This window comes from Cohaesibacter marisflavi, from assembly GCF_900115225.1.
GTDB lineage: Bacteria > Pseudomonadota > Alphaproteobacteria > Rhizobiales > Cohaesibacteraceae > Cohaesibacter > Cohaesibacter marisflavi.
Genome location: NZ_FOVR01000004.1, coordinates 208,865 through 227,116 on the forward strand (window position 1 = coordinate 208,865; position 18,252 = coordinate 227,116).

The window sequence follows — 18,252 nt, forward strand, 5'->3', positions numbered from 1 at the left end:
CAAAGACCTTTAAGCTATTATTGCCAAGCAATGATCCGATTCGAGAATCCGCATTTCTGACAAAAGACAGAAGCGTCAAGAATGCGTGACTGGCGAAAAGACCCGACGCCCCTCAAAGACTGGCGTCATCCGGTGTTTCGCGCCGGCGAAACGGACATGCCAAGCTCTGGCAAATGGCCCGGAAATTCGGGATCGGCCCCGAAGACCATAACAAATTCGCAGCAATCTGGAGCGCGTACTTAAAGTCCCGATTGCTTGCCAAGAACCCCTGCCGAGGATGAAAAGCGTCCTCGGGCATCGAGTATCAACAAGAGGACCCGCCAAGGGATGTGCCAACAGATGAGTTATAAAGCCGGCGATAGCTTTGCAGAAACACTGCATGCCCTGGCGCTCAACCATTTGCACAGCCGAGAACCAAAAGTGGTCGGGTCGTCATCAGACAAAAGCGGAGAAGCGCGAACCTGCCGAGCGTCGGCTCAGTCGGCCAGAACGGTTGTCGGCGCGCCTTTCCGTGGAGAAAACACTTTATGGCAAATCAAATGCTCGTTGATGCGACGCATCCGGAGGAAACCCGGGTTGTCGTCGTACGCGGCAATCGGGTTGAGGAATTCGACTTCGAGTCCGCCAATCGCAAGCAATTGCGCGGCAATATCTATCTAGCAAAGGTTACCAGGGTCGAACCGTCCCTGCAGGCGGCCTTTGTAGATTATGGCGGAAATCGCCACGGCTTCCTTGCATTCAGCGAGATTCATCCGGACTATTATCAAATCCCGATGGCAGACCGTCAGGCTCTTCTTGAAGAAGAAAAGGGCCACGAAGAAGACGAGGTTCAAGAAGAAGAAAAGCCGGCAAAAAAATCCAGACGCCGCCGCTCTTCGCGCAAATCAGACAAGCAGTCTGCAAAAGCCAACAAGCCCGACACTTCCGAACAGGAAGACAATGAAGTGCACGCAGACGCTCCGGCCACCTCTTCCGAGGAACAGGCATCGGGTGAAAGCGCTGCTGTGTCTACCGCTGAGACAGCTCAAAGCGCAGAAGACACTGAAAGCACTGCGGACGCAGCACCTGCCAGCGAGACAAACGACGCATCTGCACAGGCACCGGAAGCAGAGCAAACCGCTTCCGAAACTCAGGAAGAAGCCGCATCTGAGCCAAGCTCTCAAGACGAGTCTGATGACACCACGACCCCTCCTGCTCAGGCACATGCCGTAGCAGAAGATGAAACTGTCAGCGTTGATCCGGAAGATCTGGATGACGAAGACGATGAGGACGACACTCTCTCCGCTTCTGATGATGATGAAGAAGAAGAAGATGACGACGATGAAGAAGAAGATGCTGATGTAGAACATGTCGGCGCAGAAGATGCTCTGGAAGAAGTGCCAGAACGTCGCAGCCGTCGTCGCGTCAAGCAATATAAGATTCAGGAAGTCATCAAGCGCCGCCAGATCCTGCTTGTTCAGGTCGTTAAGGAAGAACGTGGCAACAAGGGCGCAGCCCTGACCACCTATCTGTCTCTGGCCGGTCGCTACTCCGTTCTGATGCCTAACACGGCACGCGGTGGAGGCATCTCCCGCAAGATCACCAATGTATCCGACCGCAAACGCCTCAAGCAGATCGCTTCCGAACTAGAAGTGGCTGATGGCATGGGCGTTATCCTGCGCACGGCCGGTGCGTCACGCACCAAAACCGAAATCAAGCGCGACTTCGAATATCTGCTGCGTCTGTGGGAGAATGTGCGAGATTTGACACTCAAGTCCGCAGCTCCGATGCTCGTCTATGAAGAGGGCTCGCTGATCAAGCGATCGATACGCGATCTCTATAACAAGGACATCGATCAGGTTCTTGTCGCAGGCGAAGAGGGCTACAAGGAAGCGAAAAGCTTCATGCGCATGCTGATGCCAAGTCACGCGCGCAATGTTCAGCCATACCGCGAGCCGCAACCGATCTTCACGCGCCTTGGCATCGAAAGCCAGTTGGACGCAATGTTCAGTCCGCAAGTGACCCTGAAGTCCGGCGGCTATATCGTGATCGACCAGACCGAAGCCCTCGTCTCCATCGACGTGAACTCCGGCCGTTCGACCCGCGAACACAATATTGAAGACACTGCGCTTTCTACCAACCTTGAAGCGTCTGAAGAAATTTCACGCCAGCTACGCCTGCGCGACCTTGCCGGTCTTGTCGTAATCGACTTCATCGACATGGAAGAAAAGCGCAACAACCGTGCAGTTGAAAAACGCCTAAAGGATTGCCTGAAATCAGATCGGGCCCGCATTCAGGTTGGCCGCATCTCGCATTTCGGACTGATGGAAATGTCCCGTCAGCGTATCCGCACCGGCGTGCTTGAAAGCACCATGGACCCCTGCCCGCATTGTCAGGGCACCGGTTATGTGCGTGCTGCAGCCTCTGTTGCACTTCTGGTTCTGCGCAGCATCGAAGATCACCTGCTTAAGGGCGTCAACCACCATGTCGTGGTCCGCACCCGTAGCAACGTCGCGCTCTATATCCTCAACGAGAAGCGCGCAAATCTGTTTGAGCTTGAAAACCGCTTTGGCGTTAACATCCATGTGGAAGTAGACGATCACATGGAAGGCAAGCATCTCGAGATTGATCGCGGCGAACCGCTTGAGCAGCCGGTAGCGCCAACGCCAACCATCTCCATGCAAGCCATGGAAGTTGTTGTCGACGAAGAAGACGAAGCCTTCGAAGCCTATGAGCAGGCTGAAGAGGAGAAGGAGCGCGAAGAAGAAAGCAGCTCCAAAAAACGTCGCCGTCGTCGCCGTCGTAAGAAGGCCCAATCGGAGGCCAGATTTTCCAGCGACGACAATGAGCAGTCAGACGAAGAAAATGGCGACGAGTCCAATGGCGACTCCGAGCAATCCGCAGAATCGCGCGATGGTGACAACAATGGCGAAGAGAAGCCTAAGAAAAGTCGCCGCCGGGGCCGCCGCGGTGGCCGCCGCAATCGTCGCAACCGCAACAGCGATGCTGAAGCACAAGAAATGACGGCAGAGGCCATGGAAGTGGTCGGCGAAAGCCCTGCAGTCTACAATCTTTCGGGTGATGACAGCACCGAGAATGTCTCGGCTCCATCCAGCGAAGACGCCTCGCAACAGGCCTCCTCTGAGCTGCCCTCAGCCGATGCTCCAGCACCAGCCGCAGACGCACCGGAAGCCGCTGATGTAGCTGCCGTATCGCCAGAGCAGTCTGACGATGATACAGCTCAGGTAGAACCGGCAGCTCCGCAGGATGCCTCTTCTGACGCAGAGCTACGGGCGCAACAGGAAGAAGCCGGAGACGCCACTGCGAATGGTGACGCAACCAGTGAAGCAGAACCGGCACCGGTTTTCGTCGCTCCGACCGAAGCCGCACCCGTTGATGCTACGCCAGTTGATGCTGGGTCAGAGGAAAATACATCTGAGGAAACGGCAAATGGTGAAGACATGAGCCAGGCACCTGCATCAAATGCAGCCCCTGCTGAAGTGATCGTCACCGATGCTGCAAGCGAAGAAAAGCCTGAAGATGATGCTGATGCAAACGCCGATCAGCCATCGGAAGACACCTCCGTCCAGCCGATAGCGGCGGCCTCTGAAGAGACTGTGATCGCCAAGAACGAGCCGGAAGAGACCAAGGAAGAAGACGACGATCGTCCCAAGCGGACCGGTTGGTGGAACCGCTCTGGATTTCTTTAAGCGTTTCTTTTGACGCCCAATATTAAAAAGCCGCATCCCTTCATAGGGATGCGGCTTTTTCTTTGTTCATTTCCGATATAAAACCTCAAAAACAGACGCACATCGAGCGCGCCCCGCGCCACAATCAGACGAGCCAGTCTCCCAGCCGCCGGATTCCTTCATGCATTGCCTCTTCAGTACCGGCAAAGGAAAGCCGCACATAGCGGTGGCCGCGTTCACGATCGAAATCCGCTCCCGGCGTGATAGCAACCCCTGCCTCAGACAGAGAACGCAGGGCAAAATCCATTGAGTCATTGGTCAGCTTGCTCACATCACTGTAAACATAGAAGGCACCATCCACCGGCATGAAGTCTCCCAGCCCGATCTTGGGCAGCGCCTCCATCAAATAGGCACGATTGCGCCCATATCCAGCCTTGACCAGATCCAGTTCCTCATGAGCATCGAAAGCAGCGGCCGCAGCCACCTGCGAGAGCATGGGCGGGCAGAGATAGAGCGACTGACTGAGGCACTCTACAGAGCGCTGAGCCATCTCAGGCAACACCATCCAGCCAATGCGCCATCCTGTCATGCAGTAATATTTGGAAAAGGAGTTGATGATCACCACGTTGGGAGAATAGCGAAGCGCCGTCTCGGCCTTCATGCCAAATTCGAGGCTGTGATAGATCTCATCGGAAATGAACCAGATCCCAAGCTCGTCGCATACATCGACAACCGACTTGAGCGCCTCGCCATCCATAATCGTGCCGGACGGATTGGCCGGGCTCGCAATCAACACGCCCTTCACCGGTTTTTCCGCATGCACCCGCCGGATATCCTCGGCCGTCAGGCTCCAGCGATCCTCGGCCCGCGTTTCCACCTCGACAACTTCCAGACCGAGCGAGAAAAGAATATTACGATAGGCAGGATAGCCCGGGCTTGGCAGAATGACCCGGTCGCCCACTTCAAGCAGCGACAGAAAGGCCAGATTAAAGCCTGCGCTGGAACCGGTTGTTACAGCCACAGCATCAGGTGATACAGTCACGCCATAGTGGTCATCGTAATGCTGCGCAATACGCTCACGCAAAGCCCGGATCCCCAAAGCATCGGTGTAGCCAATACGCCCATCAACCAGCGCCTTCTCTGCCGCTTCCCTTACCAGCTTGGGCGCAGGCGCTCCGGGTTGCCCGATTTCCATATGGACGATATCTTTTCCTTGGGCGGCAAGAGCGTTGGCCTTTGCCATAATGTCCATCGCAAAAAACGGCTCAATCGTGCCGCGCTTGGAAATGCTGCGCATTTGTTATTTCCTTTTGGCTCTACTATGTGTCTGTATGGCCGCTAAATATTTCTATGCCACATTTTGACCATGGCCACGGGCAAGGATTAAGCTCAACAAGTCGAATCCATGCCGCCAGACAGACAGTGGCTTTGATCTCCGGTAGATCTCTTTTTGGGGATTTAGAAAATCAAAGAAGGTTGTGATCATGTTTAAAGACTTAGGTACCAAGTCTTTGCGAAAAGTTCCACCCATTGCCGAACGGAAAGCACACCGTTCCCTAGCGAGCGTCGGCCATCGGCTGGCTTGTGCACTGATGACGCTGCTGATCAGCCTGCAGCCATTGCTACTGGCCACGTCCAGCGCCGACGCGCAGGGCCGCCGCGTCCAGTTGATCCGCGATGCAGAAACCGAGGAACTGATCAAGGACTATGCCCGCCCGATTTTCAAGGCGGCAGGCCTCAAGCCTAGCAATATCCGCATCCATCTGGTCAAGGATAATAGCTTCAACGCCTTTGTTGTCGATAGCAAGCGCATGTTCATCAATACCGGCACCATTATTCAGGCCAAAACACCCAATGAAATCATCGGGGTTCTGGCCCATGAAACGGGCCATATTGCCGGAGGTCATCTCATCCGGTTGCGTCAGGCCATGAAACGCGCTCAAACGATCGCGGCAATCGGTATGTTGGCAGGAGCAGGAGCCATGGCAGCAGGAGCTGCCGCCGGTTCGGGCGATGCTGCACGAGTGGGCACCGCCATCGCCAGCAGCTCGCCCGGCATTGCACAGCGTACTTTCCTGAGCTATGCCCGCACAGAAGAGACCGCAGCGGACCGCGCCGCAATTCGCTACCTGGCCAAAACCGGTCAGTCAGCGCGTGGCATGTTGGAAACCTTCCGCCGCTTTGCTGATCAGTCTCTTTTCTCCAGCCAGTATGTTGACCCCTATATCCAGTCGCATCCCCTGCCCCGTCAGCGCATTGCACAGATTGAGCGATTGGCCAAAAAGAGCAAATACTACAGCCGGAAAGACAGCGCTTCGTTGCAGCTGCGCCATGATCTTGTACGCGCCAAGCTCGCCGCATTCACACAAGACCCAAAACGCGTCATGCGCAGTTTCAAGGGCAGAGACCTGCCGAGCCTCTATGCGCAAGCCGTCGTCACCTATCGTCTGGGCAATCGCAACAAAGCCATCCGTCAAGTAGACCAGCTCATCAAGGCCCAACCGAACAATCCCTATTTCTGGGAGCTGAAAGGTCAGATCTATCTGGAAACGGGCATGGCAGACAACGCCATCGCCCCCTTGAACAAAGCGGTTTCCCTGCGCCCCGATGTCGGCATACTCCGCGTCATGCTTGGGCAGGCCATTCTCTCGTCAAAGAATAACAGAAACTATAGCGCAGCTGTCAGCCATCTTCAGCGCGGCTTGCAGAATGATCCGGATCTTGCGGTTGGCTATCGTTTTCTGGCACAGGCCTATGAAAATCTGGGCAACCGCGCCAAGGCCGAAATCGCAACCGCCAACGGCTATTTCGCCTCTGGTGACATTTCGGGAGCAAAAGCCATGGCTGCCCGGGCCAAGAAAAAGCTCAAACGCGGCTCTCCAGAATGGCTTCAGGCTGATGACATCATGTCGTACAAGCAGCCCAAACTCTAGCGGCTTGAGGCAAGGGATGCAGAGCCTTGCTCGACAAAGCACCGCGCCCCGAAAGGGCGTGGCGTATGGTCACAATCAAGTGAACAATTTGAGAATTGTCTCCCATCCTCATCAAACTGCCCTATTCTCAGAGCCATTCTAACAGACCAAAATGCTTGCTTACCAAGACAGAAACGCACAAGGACGCCTAATCATGCGCCACAGTTTTTCAAAGATTTCCTCTCTGTTCGCTGCCATAGCCTTCATGGGAGTTGCATCCATGCCGGCCAGCGCAGCTGAATTCAACACTGAGCAGAAGCAGGAAATTGAGTCCATCATTTCTGACTATCTTCTCGAAAACCCTGACCTCATCCGTCAGGTCTTCACCATCCTCAGCCAACAGGAAGCAGAGAAGCAGAAGCAGGCGGAGCTTGAACGCGCCAAATTGGCCCAACAGGCACTGGTGGAAAATCAGGAAGAACTGTTCAACGCCAAGGATCAGATCGTGTTGGGCAACCCCAAGGGTGATGTGACCCTTGTCGAATTTCTTGATTACAACTGCGGCTATTGCAAACAGGCCTTCGGTAGCATGTTGGAGCTAATGGATTCTGACAAAAACCTTCGCGTCGTTCTGAAGGAATGGCCAATCCTTGGCCCTCAGTCGCAGGAAGCCGCTTTGGTCGCCGTTGGTGTTACCAAAGTTGCGCCGGAGAAATACTGGGACTTTCACAAGGCCATGATGACCATGCGCGGCACGGCCAACAAGGAATCCGCACTGCGCGTTGCTGAAAAGCTCGACATCCCACGAGAAGAGCTGGAAAAGCTCTATGAAGACACAGACACCCGCAAGCCGATCATGGATGCTTATAGACTGGCTGATGCGCTTAACCTGAATGGTACTCCGGGTTATGTTTTGGGAGACGAAGTCATCCCGGGTTATATTGCTTTGGAAGCCTTTGAAAGCAAAATTGCCAACTTGCGCAGCTGCGGCTCGACCAGTTGCTGATAGAGCGAAACCACGCTGGGTAGAAAAGACTTGGAGAGGCGTCCTTATACGCGCCTTTCCCTATTTCCCCAGCAGTTTCCCGCCAAGGTGCAAATCTGCCTTAGAATAGTCTTTTTTGCCAAAAATCATGACGATAACTAGGAATGAAAAGCATTACCGCCCTTTTCATATCTTTTCACTGAGCTAGGGACCGCCTATAAGGAACCACTAGAGGTCGCCCGCCTCATCGAGCCACCTCTTGCCCAGATCCAAAGGCTTCATTTGGTAAGGGCAAACGTTACGAATTACTAGTCTCTAGCGCGGAATGCGAAATGACAAACACGCTTTATGTTCTCAACGGCCCCAATTTGAACTTGCTTGGTCTGAGAGAACCCGGCATCTACGGCGCCACCACCTTGAAAGACATCGAGGAGATGTGCAAGGAAAAGGCTGCTGCCATGGGGTGGTCGATCGTCTTTCGGCAGAGCAATCATGAAGGTGAACTGATTGACTGGATTCAAGAGGCCCGTGAATATGCACGCGGCATCATTTTCAATCCGGCAGCCTATACCCATACATCCGTCGCTTTTCAGGATGCGATCCGGGCGGTCAGCCTTCCAGTTATCGAAGTTCATCTCTCCAACATTCACGCACGCGAATCCTTCCGTCATCATTCCTATGTGTCTCCCGCAGCGCTTGGCGTCATATGCGGGCTCAACGCAAAAGGATATGTATTGGCGATCGAAGCGCTCGTGGATCATCTAGAAAGCGCATAAGGGAAACCTGCCATGTGCTCCAGGCCAAACCTTGTTGCTTGCCTGGTAATCAACCAACGGAATGCGAACATATGACCAAAGAAAAAAGCAAACTTGATCCTGATTTCATCCGTCAACTGGCGGAGCTGGTTAAGTCTCAGGACCTGACTGAAATTGAGATCGAGCAGGAAGACTTGCGTATTCGTGTTGCCCGTGAGATCGTCGTGCAGCAGGCCGTTGCAGCGCCTCAGGCTGCTGCTCCATTGGCTGCGCCTGCCGCCGCCGGAGCCTTGGCGCCTGCCCCAGCCGCTGGTGCTGAAGCTGACGCCAATCTTGCCAACGCGGTCCGTTCACCGATGGTCGGTACTGCCTATCTCTCTCCGGAACCGGGCTCTGCTCCATTTGTCTCCGTAGGCGATCAGGTCAGCCTGGGCGATACCCTCATGATCGTTGAAGCCATGAAAACCATGAACCAGATTCCTGCCACCAAAGCCGGCAAAATCACGGCTATTCTGGTGGAAGACGCCCAGCCCGTCGAATTCGACGAGCCGCTGGTCATCATTGAATAGTCAGGAATGTAGGGGAAATCCATGTTTTCAAAGGTTCTCATCGCAAACCGGGGTGAAATCGCCCTTCGCGTCTTGCGAGCCTGTAAAGAACTAGGCATTCAGACGGTGGCCATCCATTCCACCGCTGATGCCGAAGCAATGCATGTCAAACTGGCAGATGAAAGCGTGTGCATCGGCCCGCCGTCTGCCCGTGACAGCTATCTCAATATCCCGCAAATTCTGGCTGCCTGTGAAATCACCGGCGCCGACGCGGTCCACCCCGGTTACGGCTTCCTGTCCGAGAATGCCCGCTTTGCGCAAATTCTCGAAGAGCACAAGATCAGCTTTATCGGCCCGAGCGCGGAACATATCCGCATCATGGGCGACAAGATCGCAGCCAAGCAAACCGCAAAACGCCTCGGCATTCCGGTGGTTCCCGGCTCTGAAGGCGGGGTCGACAGCGCTGAAGACGCCAAGCGCGTTGCCGCAGAAATGGGCTATCCGGTGCTGATCAAGGCCGCATCAGGCGGTGGTGGCAAGGGCATGCAGGTTGTGCACTCCGAAGACAAGATGGAACTTGCCTTCACCACAGCCCGCTCTGAAGCAGCAGCCAACTTCGGCGACTCCACGGTCTATGTCGAGAAATATCTCGAAAAGCCGCGCCACATCGAAGTGCAGGTCATGGGTGATGGCAAGGGCCACGCCATCCATTTGGGCGAGCGCGATTGCTCTTTGCAGCGCCGTCACCAGAAGGTCTGGGAAGAAGCCCAATCCCCTGCTCTGAATTCGGAGCAGCAGAACCGGATTGGCGATATCTGTGCCAAAGCCATGCAGGGTCTTGGCTATTCCGGAGCCGGTACGATCGAGTTTCTTTATGAGAATGGTGAGTTCTATTTCATCGAAATGAACACCCGCCTGCAGGTAGAGCATCCGGTCACCGAATCCATTACGCGCATTGACCTTGTCAACGAGCAGCTCAAGGTGGCCTGCGGTGCCGGTCTTGATATCCGTCAGGAAGACATCAAGTTCCAGGGCCATGCCATCGAATGCCGTATCAATGCCGAGAACCCGGAGACCTTCGTGCCTTCACCGGGCAAGATCACCTATTATCATCCACCAGGAGGCCTCGGCGTGCGCGTTGATTCCGGCGTCTATCAGGGCTATTCCATTCCGCCCTACTATGACAGCCTGATCGGCAAACTGATCGTAACCGGTCGCAACCGGGTGGAATGCATGATGCGCCTGCGGCGCGCTCTGGATGAATTCGTCGTTGACGGCATCCAGACCACGCTGCCTCTGTTCCGCGATCTGGTTGACAATGCCGACATCGCCAACGGTGCTTATGATATTCACTGGCTGGAAAAATATCTTGCTTCCAAGTAAAGCATTGCCTTGAATTTCCATTCAGCACAATATTATGAAGACCGCGCACATTGGGCGCGGTCTTTTGCGTTCCAAAGGTGACAATTGCACAAACTGTAAAGAGAGCTGTGGTAAAGTCCCGAGCATGACTGACGACTCATCCTTCATGGAAATCACCCCCCAGATTCTTCTCAGGGCCTATGCCTGCGGCATTTTCCCCATGGCGGAAAGCGCCGATGACCCTTCCATGTTCTGGATCGAACCGGAACTGCGCGGCATCATCCCACTGGATGCCTTTCACATCCCCAAAAGAATGCGCCGTACCATGCGCACGACCCCCTTTCAGATTCGCGTCGACACGGACTTTGGTGGTGTTATGGATGCTTGTGCAGAAGCTGCACCGGATCGCCCCACAACCTGGATCAATCCGCAAATCCACATGCTCTATAGGGAGCTGTTTGACATGGGGCACTGCCACTCGGTGGAAGTGTGGGATGGAGAGCGGCTCGTAGGTGGCCTTTATGGCGTCAGCTTGGGGCGGGCATTTTTTGGCGAGAGCATGTTCTCACGCGAGCGGGATACATCCAAGATGGCGCTGATCCATCTGGTTGAACGGCTCAACGCAGGGGGCTTCACGCTGTTGGATACGCAGTTCATCACCGACCATCTTAAGCAGTTCGGCACCATCGAGATACCCAAGGAAGAATATCACGCACTGCTGGACCATGCCATGCATACCCGCGCCGACTTCTATGCCCTCGACAAGGAGACCGAAGACGAAGCATAACGCACTGACTTGAAAAGAAGACTGTTTACACCCACCGGATCAATGGATGGTTGCCATATCAATTGGGTGAAGGCACTTCTGTGGACTGCTTGCAACCAACCAGCCAGACATCATAAACCGGATGCTCGACAGCATTCATGCCGGGACTGGAGGCAAACATCCAGCCGGTGAAGATCCGCCGCACTTTGCGCTCAAGCGTAATCTCGTCCACCTCGACAAATGCGGTTTCCTCCTGCCGCTCCGTTTCCGGACGCGTATAGCAAACCCGTGGGGTTACCTGCAGGGAACCGAACTGCACTGTCTCATTGATATAGACATCAAACTGGATCATCCGGGCGGTGATCTTGTCCAGACCAGCGAAAGTGGCAACCGGATTGGAAACCTCTTCTGCCTTGACCTGCAAGCTCATCAAGCAACCCAATAAGAACAGAGAAGCAATCACCATTCTTCTCATGATCCAGCCCCCTTTGCGGCCCTGCATAATATTCATTCAAAACTCCGACAATCGGCGGCCCTGTATCAGCTTAGCCAAACGAAGCGCCAAGACCACCCCGTTCCTAGCCCTCTTTTAGGGCAAAAGGCAAGGCTGATTTGCCGATACCCCCGGCTTGGCGGCAGAAGTCCATTGAACCGCCATACACCCTTGTGGCGGAGATACGAGGCAGGATTGTGACTGGAAGGCATGCTTTTGGACAGAAAAGGCGATTCTTTATGTCTCGCCCTATTCAGACAGCATTGAGGAATGGGCTAAGCCGGCTTAGGGCGCCCATGCTTCATAGTCCGGCGCGCTATCGGATTTCTCAGTTTTGGCTGCCAGAAGAGATCCCTTCGGCCGATAGGCCTTCCCGGTGCCGGTCATGTTAGGCTGATGCGCACGCTCCCAAGACCAGTGCTGAATAGCCTGCTCGCTGGGTGGCACATCGGTACGGTAATGCATCCAGCCATGCCAACCAGCCGGAATAGCACTCGCCTCCGCAGGATTGGCATAAACCACCCAGCGGCGTTCGCCCTTGCGATTGCCCGTATAGCTTTTGTTTCTGGAGACATTCTGCTTGTAATATTTGTTGCCGAAAGTGTCCTGGCCAACGAAAACTCCGAACCTTTTGGTGTGCAACCAGGTTCCGAACGTCGTTTTACCCCACCATGTGAACAGAAGAAGCAGAAAGTTTTTCATGACGACCCGTTATTTATGCAGTTCGAACAGGGACACTATGACTACATATTTTCGCGGATGTCCAGAGACGGCAAGGAAAAATCCGACGAATGGATTGCCCTGCCCGCCAGCTACCGCCGTCGGCCGCCAACGCTGGCAAAGCGTGGAGATCTCGATGGTCGCGACGAGGTAGATGCAGCATCACCTTCTTTGTGGGACCGACCAGAGCCACGACCGCTCCAGAGAGACGGCTTGGCCTGTGCATCAATAAATTCTTCCTCTTCGTCGGCTTTATGCAGAATGCGGTCAACATCGCGCTGGCTCCGTCTGGCCTGCGGCAAGGTCTGTTCATGGAACTGGCGCGCCTTGGCAAGAGAGCGCAATCTGTTGCGCTTTTCCTCAAGCACCTCTTCCATGCCATCGATCACATAGCGATCCCCATCAAGGAGCATCAGTCGTTTGTCGCTACATAGGGACGCGATCCTTTGCTGAATCGCAGCAGACGACATGGGCTTGGCCAGAACATGATGCGCCCCGGTTTCAAACAGTTTGGCCACACGCTGCTCTGTCGCATGGGCAGTCACCACGATCACCGGAATGTAGCATAGTGGCTTCATCGTTGCGTTGCGGATAAGGCTGAGCAACTGCATACCAGACATGGGGGCCATGTTGAGGTCGGTGACAATGACATTGGGCGGTTCATGCATGATGGCATGCAGTGCAACATCGGCCCGATCATAGGTGCGGACCCGAGCGACCTTCATCGAAGAAATCATTGATCGAATCATTGTCAGCACAGACTTGGAGTCGTCGACAATAACAATATCGAGCGATTCGATACTAAGCCCGTAAGCCGCATGATGTTCCAGAAATCCATCCAACATTCTGTTTTCTCGCACCTTTTCCTGAGGTTGAAGGACAGGATGCCACAGAGCGATTAATTCACGTTCAAAAAGCGGCGGTGAATTTGATTTCAATTTTAACAGATTTGTTTCAGCGCCTAAGAAAGTTAATTTCCCCACTGCTCCACCATCCAAGGCGCAGATTTTTCCCATTCCTGATCGGACCACAAAAAACACTACATATAGATTGACAGAAAAACACGACCCACAAGGAATAGTCCTTCTTGCGTTCATCATCGCAAGAATCCATAATCCGAACCGTCAAGACAGCGGCGTCTCTGGACTTGTGCTCCAGACTTCCTGTTCCAGCATCATTGAAAATAACCAAGCTCGAAATCGAAACGGCCAGTGGGTAACTCTGTGTTTGTTGAAAGGTTCGGGTTGGGGATTTTTATGCGCTTAAAACAGGGGGAAAAAAGCAAGAAGCACAAGATATAGGCTCGCCAACATAACATAGACACCATATATAGATTTTGTTAACCTTATGAGAATCTACTGGTGTCATCAAAACGAAGCCATTGTGCCACGATTCGCTTGTGACACAGATTCAGAATTTCACAGAAGATCGGCTCTTTCCGAGGCCAGGAAACCCGATTGACTGACCCATTCAGCCTGCTGACGCCAATTGAAAGTCAGCAATACCTTTGCCAAGGGGATTTATAATGCGTGTAGAGCGGCGCTATACCACTGAAGGAAAATCAGCATACGATTCCATCGAGTTTCGTAAGGCTACGAGTGAAATCCGCAACCCGGACGGGTCAATCGTATTTCGTCTCGAGAATATCGATGTACCAACAAGCTGGTCTCAGGTGGCCGCAGATATTCTTGCTCAGAAATATTTCCGGAAGGCAGGCATACCAGCTGCGCTGAAACGCATTGAAGAAAATTCCGTTCCCTCCTGGCTGTGGCGCTCCGTCCCGGACGAAGAAGCGCTGAGCCAGCTGCCTGAAGACGAACGCTTCGGCCCGGAAATGTCCTCCCAGCAGGTTTTTGACCGTCTCGCTGGCACATGGACCTATTGGGGCTGGAAAGGTGGCTATTTTGACACCGACGCCGACGCCCGCGCCTTTTATGACGAACTGCGCTACATGCTCTGCACCCAGCGCGTCGCACCGAACTCCCCGCAATGGTTCAACACCGGTCTGCATTGGGCCTATGGTATCGATGGCCCGAGCCAGGGTCACCATTATGTCGACTTTGAAACCGGCCGCCTGACCCGCTCCGCAACCGCCTATGAACATCCGCAGCCACACGCCTGCTTCATCCAGTCCATCTCTGATGATCTGGTCAACGAAGGCGGCATCATGGATCTGTGGGTGCGTGAAGCACGCCTGTTCAAATATGGCTCCGGTACCGGCACCAACTTCTCCTCTTTGCGCTCCGAAGGGGAACCCCTTTCCGGTGGCGGCAAAAGCTCTGGCCTGATGTCCTTCCTGAAAATCGGCGACCGCGCCGCTGGCGCCATCAAGTCAGGCGGCACCACGCGCCGTGCGGCCAAGATGGTTGTGGTCGACATCGACCATCCGGATATCGAGGCCTACATCAACTGGAAGGTCAAGGAAGAGGAAAAGGTCGCCGCGATCGTTACCGGCTCCAAGATCGTTTCCAAGCATCTCAAAGCCATCATGAAGGCCTGCGTCAATTGCCAGGGCTCCAACGATGAATGCTTTGACCCGGCAAAGAACCCTGCTCTCAAGCGCGAAATCCGCGCTGCCAAGAAGATGCAGGTACCGGAGAACTATATCCGTCGCGTCATCCAGTTTGCCAAACAGGGCTACAAGGATATCGAGTTTGATACCTACAACACCGATTGGGATAGCGCAGCGTATCTCACGGTGGCTGGCCAAAACTCGAACAACTCCGTTCGCATCACCGACGATTTCCTCAACGCAGTGAAGGAAGACCGCGACTGGAACCTTATCGGCCGCATCAAGGGCGACGTTCGCAAAACCGTTAAAGCAAAAGAGCTTTGGGAACAGATCGGTTATGCCGCATGGGCTTCTGCCGATCCGGGCCTGCAGTTCCACACCACGATCAACGACTGGCACACATGCCTAGCTGATGGCGAAATCATCGCCTCCAACCCCTGCTCGGAATATATGTTCCTTGACAATACGGCATGTAACCTGGCTTCCATCAACCTTCTGCAGTTCCAGCAGCAGGATGGCAACTTCGCTGTCGAGGAGTTCGAGCATACGGTACGTCTGTGGACCATGGTTCTGGAAATCTCGGTTCTGATGGCTCAGTTCCCGTCTCCGGAAATCGCAGAGCGGTCCTATCTCTATCGCACCTTGGGTCTGGGCTATGCCAACATCGGCGGCCTGCTGATGACCTCCGGCATCCCTTATGACAGCGACGAAGGCCGCGCCATCTGTGCCGCCATCTCCGCTCTCATGACCGGTACGTCTTACGCAACCTCGGCAGAAATGGCCAAGGAACTGGGTGCTTTCGAGCGCTATGAAGCCAACGCGTCCCACATGTTGCGTGTCATCCGCAACCATCGCCGTGCCGCCTATGGCCACACCGATGGCTATGAGGATCTCGACATCAATCCGGTGCCGCTTGACCATGAAAGCTGCAAGGACAAGACCCTGATCAATCATGCTGTCGAAGCATGGGACAAGGCCCTCGAACTCGGCCAGCAATATGGCTATCGCAACGCACAGACCACCGTGGTTGCCCCAACCGGCACCATCGGCCTTGTCATGGACTGCGACACCACCGGCATCGAGCCAGACTTCGCTCTGGTTAAATTCAAGAAACTCGCTGGTGGCGGCTATTTCAAGATCATCAACCGTACCGTTCCTAATGCCCTGAAAAAGCTTGGCTATAACGACCAGCAGATCAAGGATATCGAAACCTATGCGGTTGGTCATGGAACGCTGAAAAGCTGCAACGCCATCAGCCACAATGCTCTGAAGGACAAAGGCCTTACAGACGAGAAGCTGGAAACCATCGAAGGTGGTCTTGCCAGCGCATTCGACATCAAGTTTGCCTTCAACAAGTGGACCCTTGGCGAAGACTTCTGCAAGGAAGTGCTTGGCGCGAGTGACGAACAGCTTGAAGATCCGCATTTCGATCTGCTGGCCCACATGGGCTTCAGCAAGGAAGAAATCGACGTTGCCAACATTCATGTCTGTGGTGCCATGACCCTTGAAGGCGCTCCGCACCTGAAGGACGAGCATCTTCCGGTCTTTGATTGCGCCAACCCATGCGGCCGCATCGGCAAGCGTTATCTCTCGGTGGAAAGCCACATCAAAATGATGGCTGCGTCCCAGCCCTTCATCACCGGCGCGATCTCCAAGACGATCAACATGCCCAATGATGCATCGGTCGAGGATTGCAAGAACGCCTACATGATGTCCTGGCAGCTGGCGCTGAAAGCCAACGCCCTGTATCGCGATGGTTCCAAACTGTCCCAGCCGCTCAACAGCCAGCTGTTGGACGACGATGAAGACGAGGCAGAAGATGCTGTCGAAGCAATTGCTGCTGCACCAATGCCGGAACGAGCGGCTCTGGTGTCCGAGAAGGTTGTCGAACGTGTGGTTGAACGGGTTGTCGAGCACCGCGTGCGCGAACGTCTCAAACTGCCTGATCGCCGTAAGGGCTACACCCAGAAGGCAACTGTTGGTGGCCATAAGGTCTACCTGCGGACAGGCGAATATGACGATGGTCAGATCGGCGAAATCTTCATCGATATGCACAAGGAAGGCGCCGCGTTCCGCAGCTTGATGAACAACTTCGCAATCGCCATTTCTCTCGGCCTGCAATATGGTGTGCCGCTTGATGAATATGTCGACGCCTTCACCTTTACCCGGTTTGAACCGGCTGGCATGGTGCAGGGCAACGAAGCCATCAAGAACGCCACGTCCATTCTTGACTATGTCTTCCGCGAGTTGGCCGTGTCCTATCTGGATCGCCACGATCTGGCTCACGTCAATCCGGATGACATCGCCACGACCTCGACAGGCAAAGGCAGCGCTGAAGGCAAAGTTCCGGTGCCGATTTCAAAAGGTCTGCTGCGTGGTAAAGCCGAGCGCTTCAAACTCGTGGATGGCAAAGAATATGCACGTCTCCAGGAAGAGCACGCCCATCACCACAGTCATGACCATGATCACGATCATGATCACAGTCATGCAGCAACCCCGGCAACCAAGACAGCGATGCCATCTAACACGGCAACCATGCTGAAGTCGGAAAGTCAGGTTCAACCTGCTGCAACACCGGCTGTTGGCAAAACCGAAAGCAAGGCCGACCAGATCGCTTTGGCGCGCATGAAAGGCTACGAAGGTGAAAACTGCTCTGAATGTGGCAATTTCACCATGGTGCGTAACGGCACCTGCCTGAAATGCGACACGTGTGGTGCAACGAGCGGCTGCTCCTGATCACAGTCAGCCATTGGGTGCCAAGCCCCCAACATAGGAACAAGAAAAGCCCCGCTCACATCGAGCGGGGCTTTTTCAATTCATGCGAAAGGGAGCAAAGCCTTATCAGCGTTGGGTAAGAGCAAGCTTCGCACCAAGCGCCACAAAGGTCGCGGCAAAGCCACGCTTCAACCACGCCATAACAGCCGGACGAGACAGAAGCTTGTCCCGCACAGACGCAGCCGCAACACCAACGAGGGCGAAAACAAGAAGCGTCATCACCATAAAGATGCTCCCCAATTCCACCATATCAAGCATCGGACTGGCCGTGTTCACATCGATGAACTGCGGCAAGAACGCGAGAAAGAAGATCGACAGTTTCGGGTTGAGCAGATTGAGCAGAATCCCGTCCCGCACAATACCCAAGGCTGACGGTCCCTGCACGGACGCATCATCCAGATGATCCGCATCAAACTGTTCCTTATCCTTCAACATCTTGTAGGCCATGAACAGAAGATAGGCGACACCGGCAAATTTGACCATTTGAAACGCCATCGCACTGGCATGCAACAGGGCGGCAAGCCCGAGCACCGCTGCGGTGATATGAGAGATAATCGAGAGCGTACCACCCAACGCCGCCATCAAACCCATACGCAGGCCTCTACGCAAGGTCACAACGAGCGTAAAGATCATGCCCGTCCCAGGCGTGATCACGATGAAAAGCGAAGTGAGAAGAAATTCAATAGTCATGGCACTCGGCAATCTGTTTGATGAAGCTGGCCGGTAGCATACCACCTAAATGTGTTTTGCCAATCC

General features: G+C 54.3%; 13 protein-coding genes. 8 read left to right on the top strand and 5 right to left on the bottom strand.

Features of this window, described 5'->3' with window-relative positions:
- The first annotated feature begins 527 nt into the window (after positions 1-527).
- Positions 528-3,689, top strand: a complete 3,162-nt coding sequence (locus tag BM258_RS09945; RefSeq protein WP_090071677.1) for an Rne/Rng family ribonuclease — start codon at positions 528-530, stop codon at positions 3,687-3,689.
- Between the two features lie 124 nt (positions 3,690-3,813).
- Here the strand turns inward: BM258_RS09945 and BM258_RS09950 are convergent, their stop codons facing one another.
- The gene (locus BM258_RS09950) at positions 3,814-4,965 is read right to left on the bottom strand and encodes a pyridoxal phosphate-dependent aminotransferase (RefSeq protein ID WP_090071679.1); all 1,152 of its coding nucleotides are present in this window, start codon (positions 4,963-4,965) and stop codon (positions 3,814-3,816) included.
- A 187-nt stretch (positions 4,966-5,152) separates the two neighbouring features.
- Here BM258_RS09950 and BM258_RS09955 point away from each other — a divergent pair, with 187 nt between their 5' ends.
- The 6 genes from BM258_RS09955 (at position 5,153) to aat (ending at position 11,017) form a co-directional block, all read left to right on the top strand.
- Positions 5,153-6,601: a M48 family metalloprotease gene (locus BM258_RS09955; protein WP_244544665.1), complete on the top strand. Its 1,449-nt coding sequence runs from the start codon at positions 5,153-5,155 to the stop codon at positions 6,599-6,601.
- A gap of 193 nt (positions 6,602-6,794) precedes the next feature.
- Positions 6,795-7,586, top strand: a complete 792-nt coding sequence (locus tag BM258_RS09960; RefSeq protein ID WP_175528022.1) for a DsbA family protein — start codon at positions 6,795-6,797, stop codon at positions 7,584-7,586.
- Between the two features lie 311 nt (positions 7,587-7,897).
- A complete protein-coding gene (gene aroQ / locus BM258_RS09965; RefSeq protein WP_090071682.1) occupies positions 7,898-8,341 on the top strand; it encodes a type II 3-dehydroquinate dehydratase in 444 nt (147 codons plus the stop codon).
- Positions 8,342-8,412: 71 nt separating this feature from the next.
- The gene (accB, locus tag BM258_RS09970) at positions 8,413-8,889 is read left to right on the top strand and encodes an acetyl-CoA carboxylase biotin carboxyl carrier protein (RefSeq protein WP_090071684.1); all 477 of its coding nucleotides are present in this window, start codon (positions 8,413-8,415) and stop codon (positions 8,887-8,889) included.
- Between the two features lie 21 nt (positions 8,890-8,910).
- Complete coding sequence (gene accC, locus BM258_RS09975; protein WP_090071686.1) at positions 8,911-10,251, top strand: acetyl-CoA carboxylase biotin carboxylase subunit; 1,341 nt, start codon at positions 8,911-8,913, stop codon at positions 10,249-10,251.
- Between the two features lie 124 nt (positions 10,252-10,375).
- Positions 10,376-11,017, top strand: a complete 642-nt coding sequence (aat, locus tag BM258_RS09980; RefSeq protein WP_090071688.1) for a leucyl/phenylalanyl-tRNA--protein transferase — start codon at positions 10,376-10,378, stop codon at positions 11,015-11,017.
- Positions 11,018-11,075: 58 nt separating this feature from the next.
- Here aat and BM258_RS09985 read toward each other — a convergent pair whose 3' ends face one another.
- From BM258_RS09985 to BM258_RS09995, 3 genes are all read right to left on the bottom strand, one after another.
- Positions 11,076-11,462, bottom strand: a complete 387-nt coding sequence (locus BM258_RS09985; protein WP_090072196.1) for a DUF2155 domain-containing protein — start codon at positions 11,460-11,462, stop codon at positions 11,076-11,078.
- A 312-nt stretch (positions 11,463-11,774) separates the two neighbouring features.
- A complete protein-coding gene (locus tag BM258_RS09990; RefSeq protein WP_090071690.1) occupies positions 11,775-12,191 on the bottom strand; it encodes an NADH:ubiquinone oxidoreductase subunit NDUFA12 in 417 nt (138 codons plus the stop codon).
- Positions 12,192-12,301: 110 nt separating this feature from the next.
- On the bottom strand, positions 12,302-13,054 hold the full coding sequence (locus tag BM258_RS09995; RefSeq protein WP_175528023.1) for a response regulator: 753 nt from the start codon (positions 13,052-13,054) through the stop codon (positions 12,302-12,304).
- 680 nt (positions 13,055-13,734) lie between these two features.
- Between BM258_RS09995 and BM258_RS10000 the strand changes: the two genes are divergently transcribed.
- A complete protein-coding gene (locus BM258_RS10000; RefSeq protein WP_090071694.1) occupies positions 13,735-17,457 on the top strand; it encodes a vitamin B12-dependent ribonucleotide reductase in 3,723 nt (1,240 codons plus the stop codon).
- A gap of 105 nt (positions 17,458-17,562) precedes the next feature.
- Here BM258_RS10000 and BM258_RS10005 read toward each other — a convergent pair whose 3' ends face one another.
- Positions 17,563-18,186 carry a LysE family translocator gene (locus BM258_RS10005; protein ID WP_090071696.1) on the bottom strand — a complete coding sequence of 208 codons (624 nt, stop codon included), beginning with the start codon at positions 18,184-18,186 and terminating at the stop codon, positions 17,563-17,565.
- Positions 18,187-18,252: the final 66 nt, after the last annotated feature.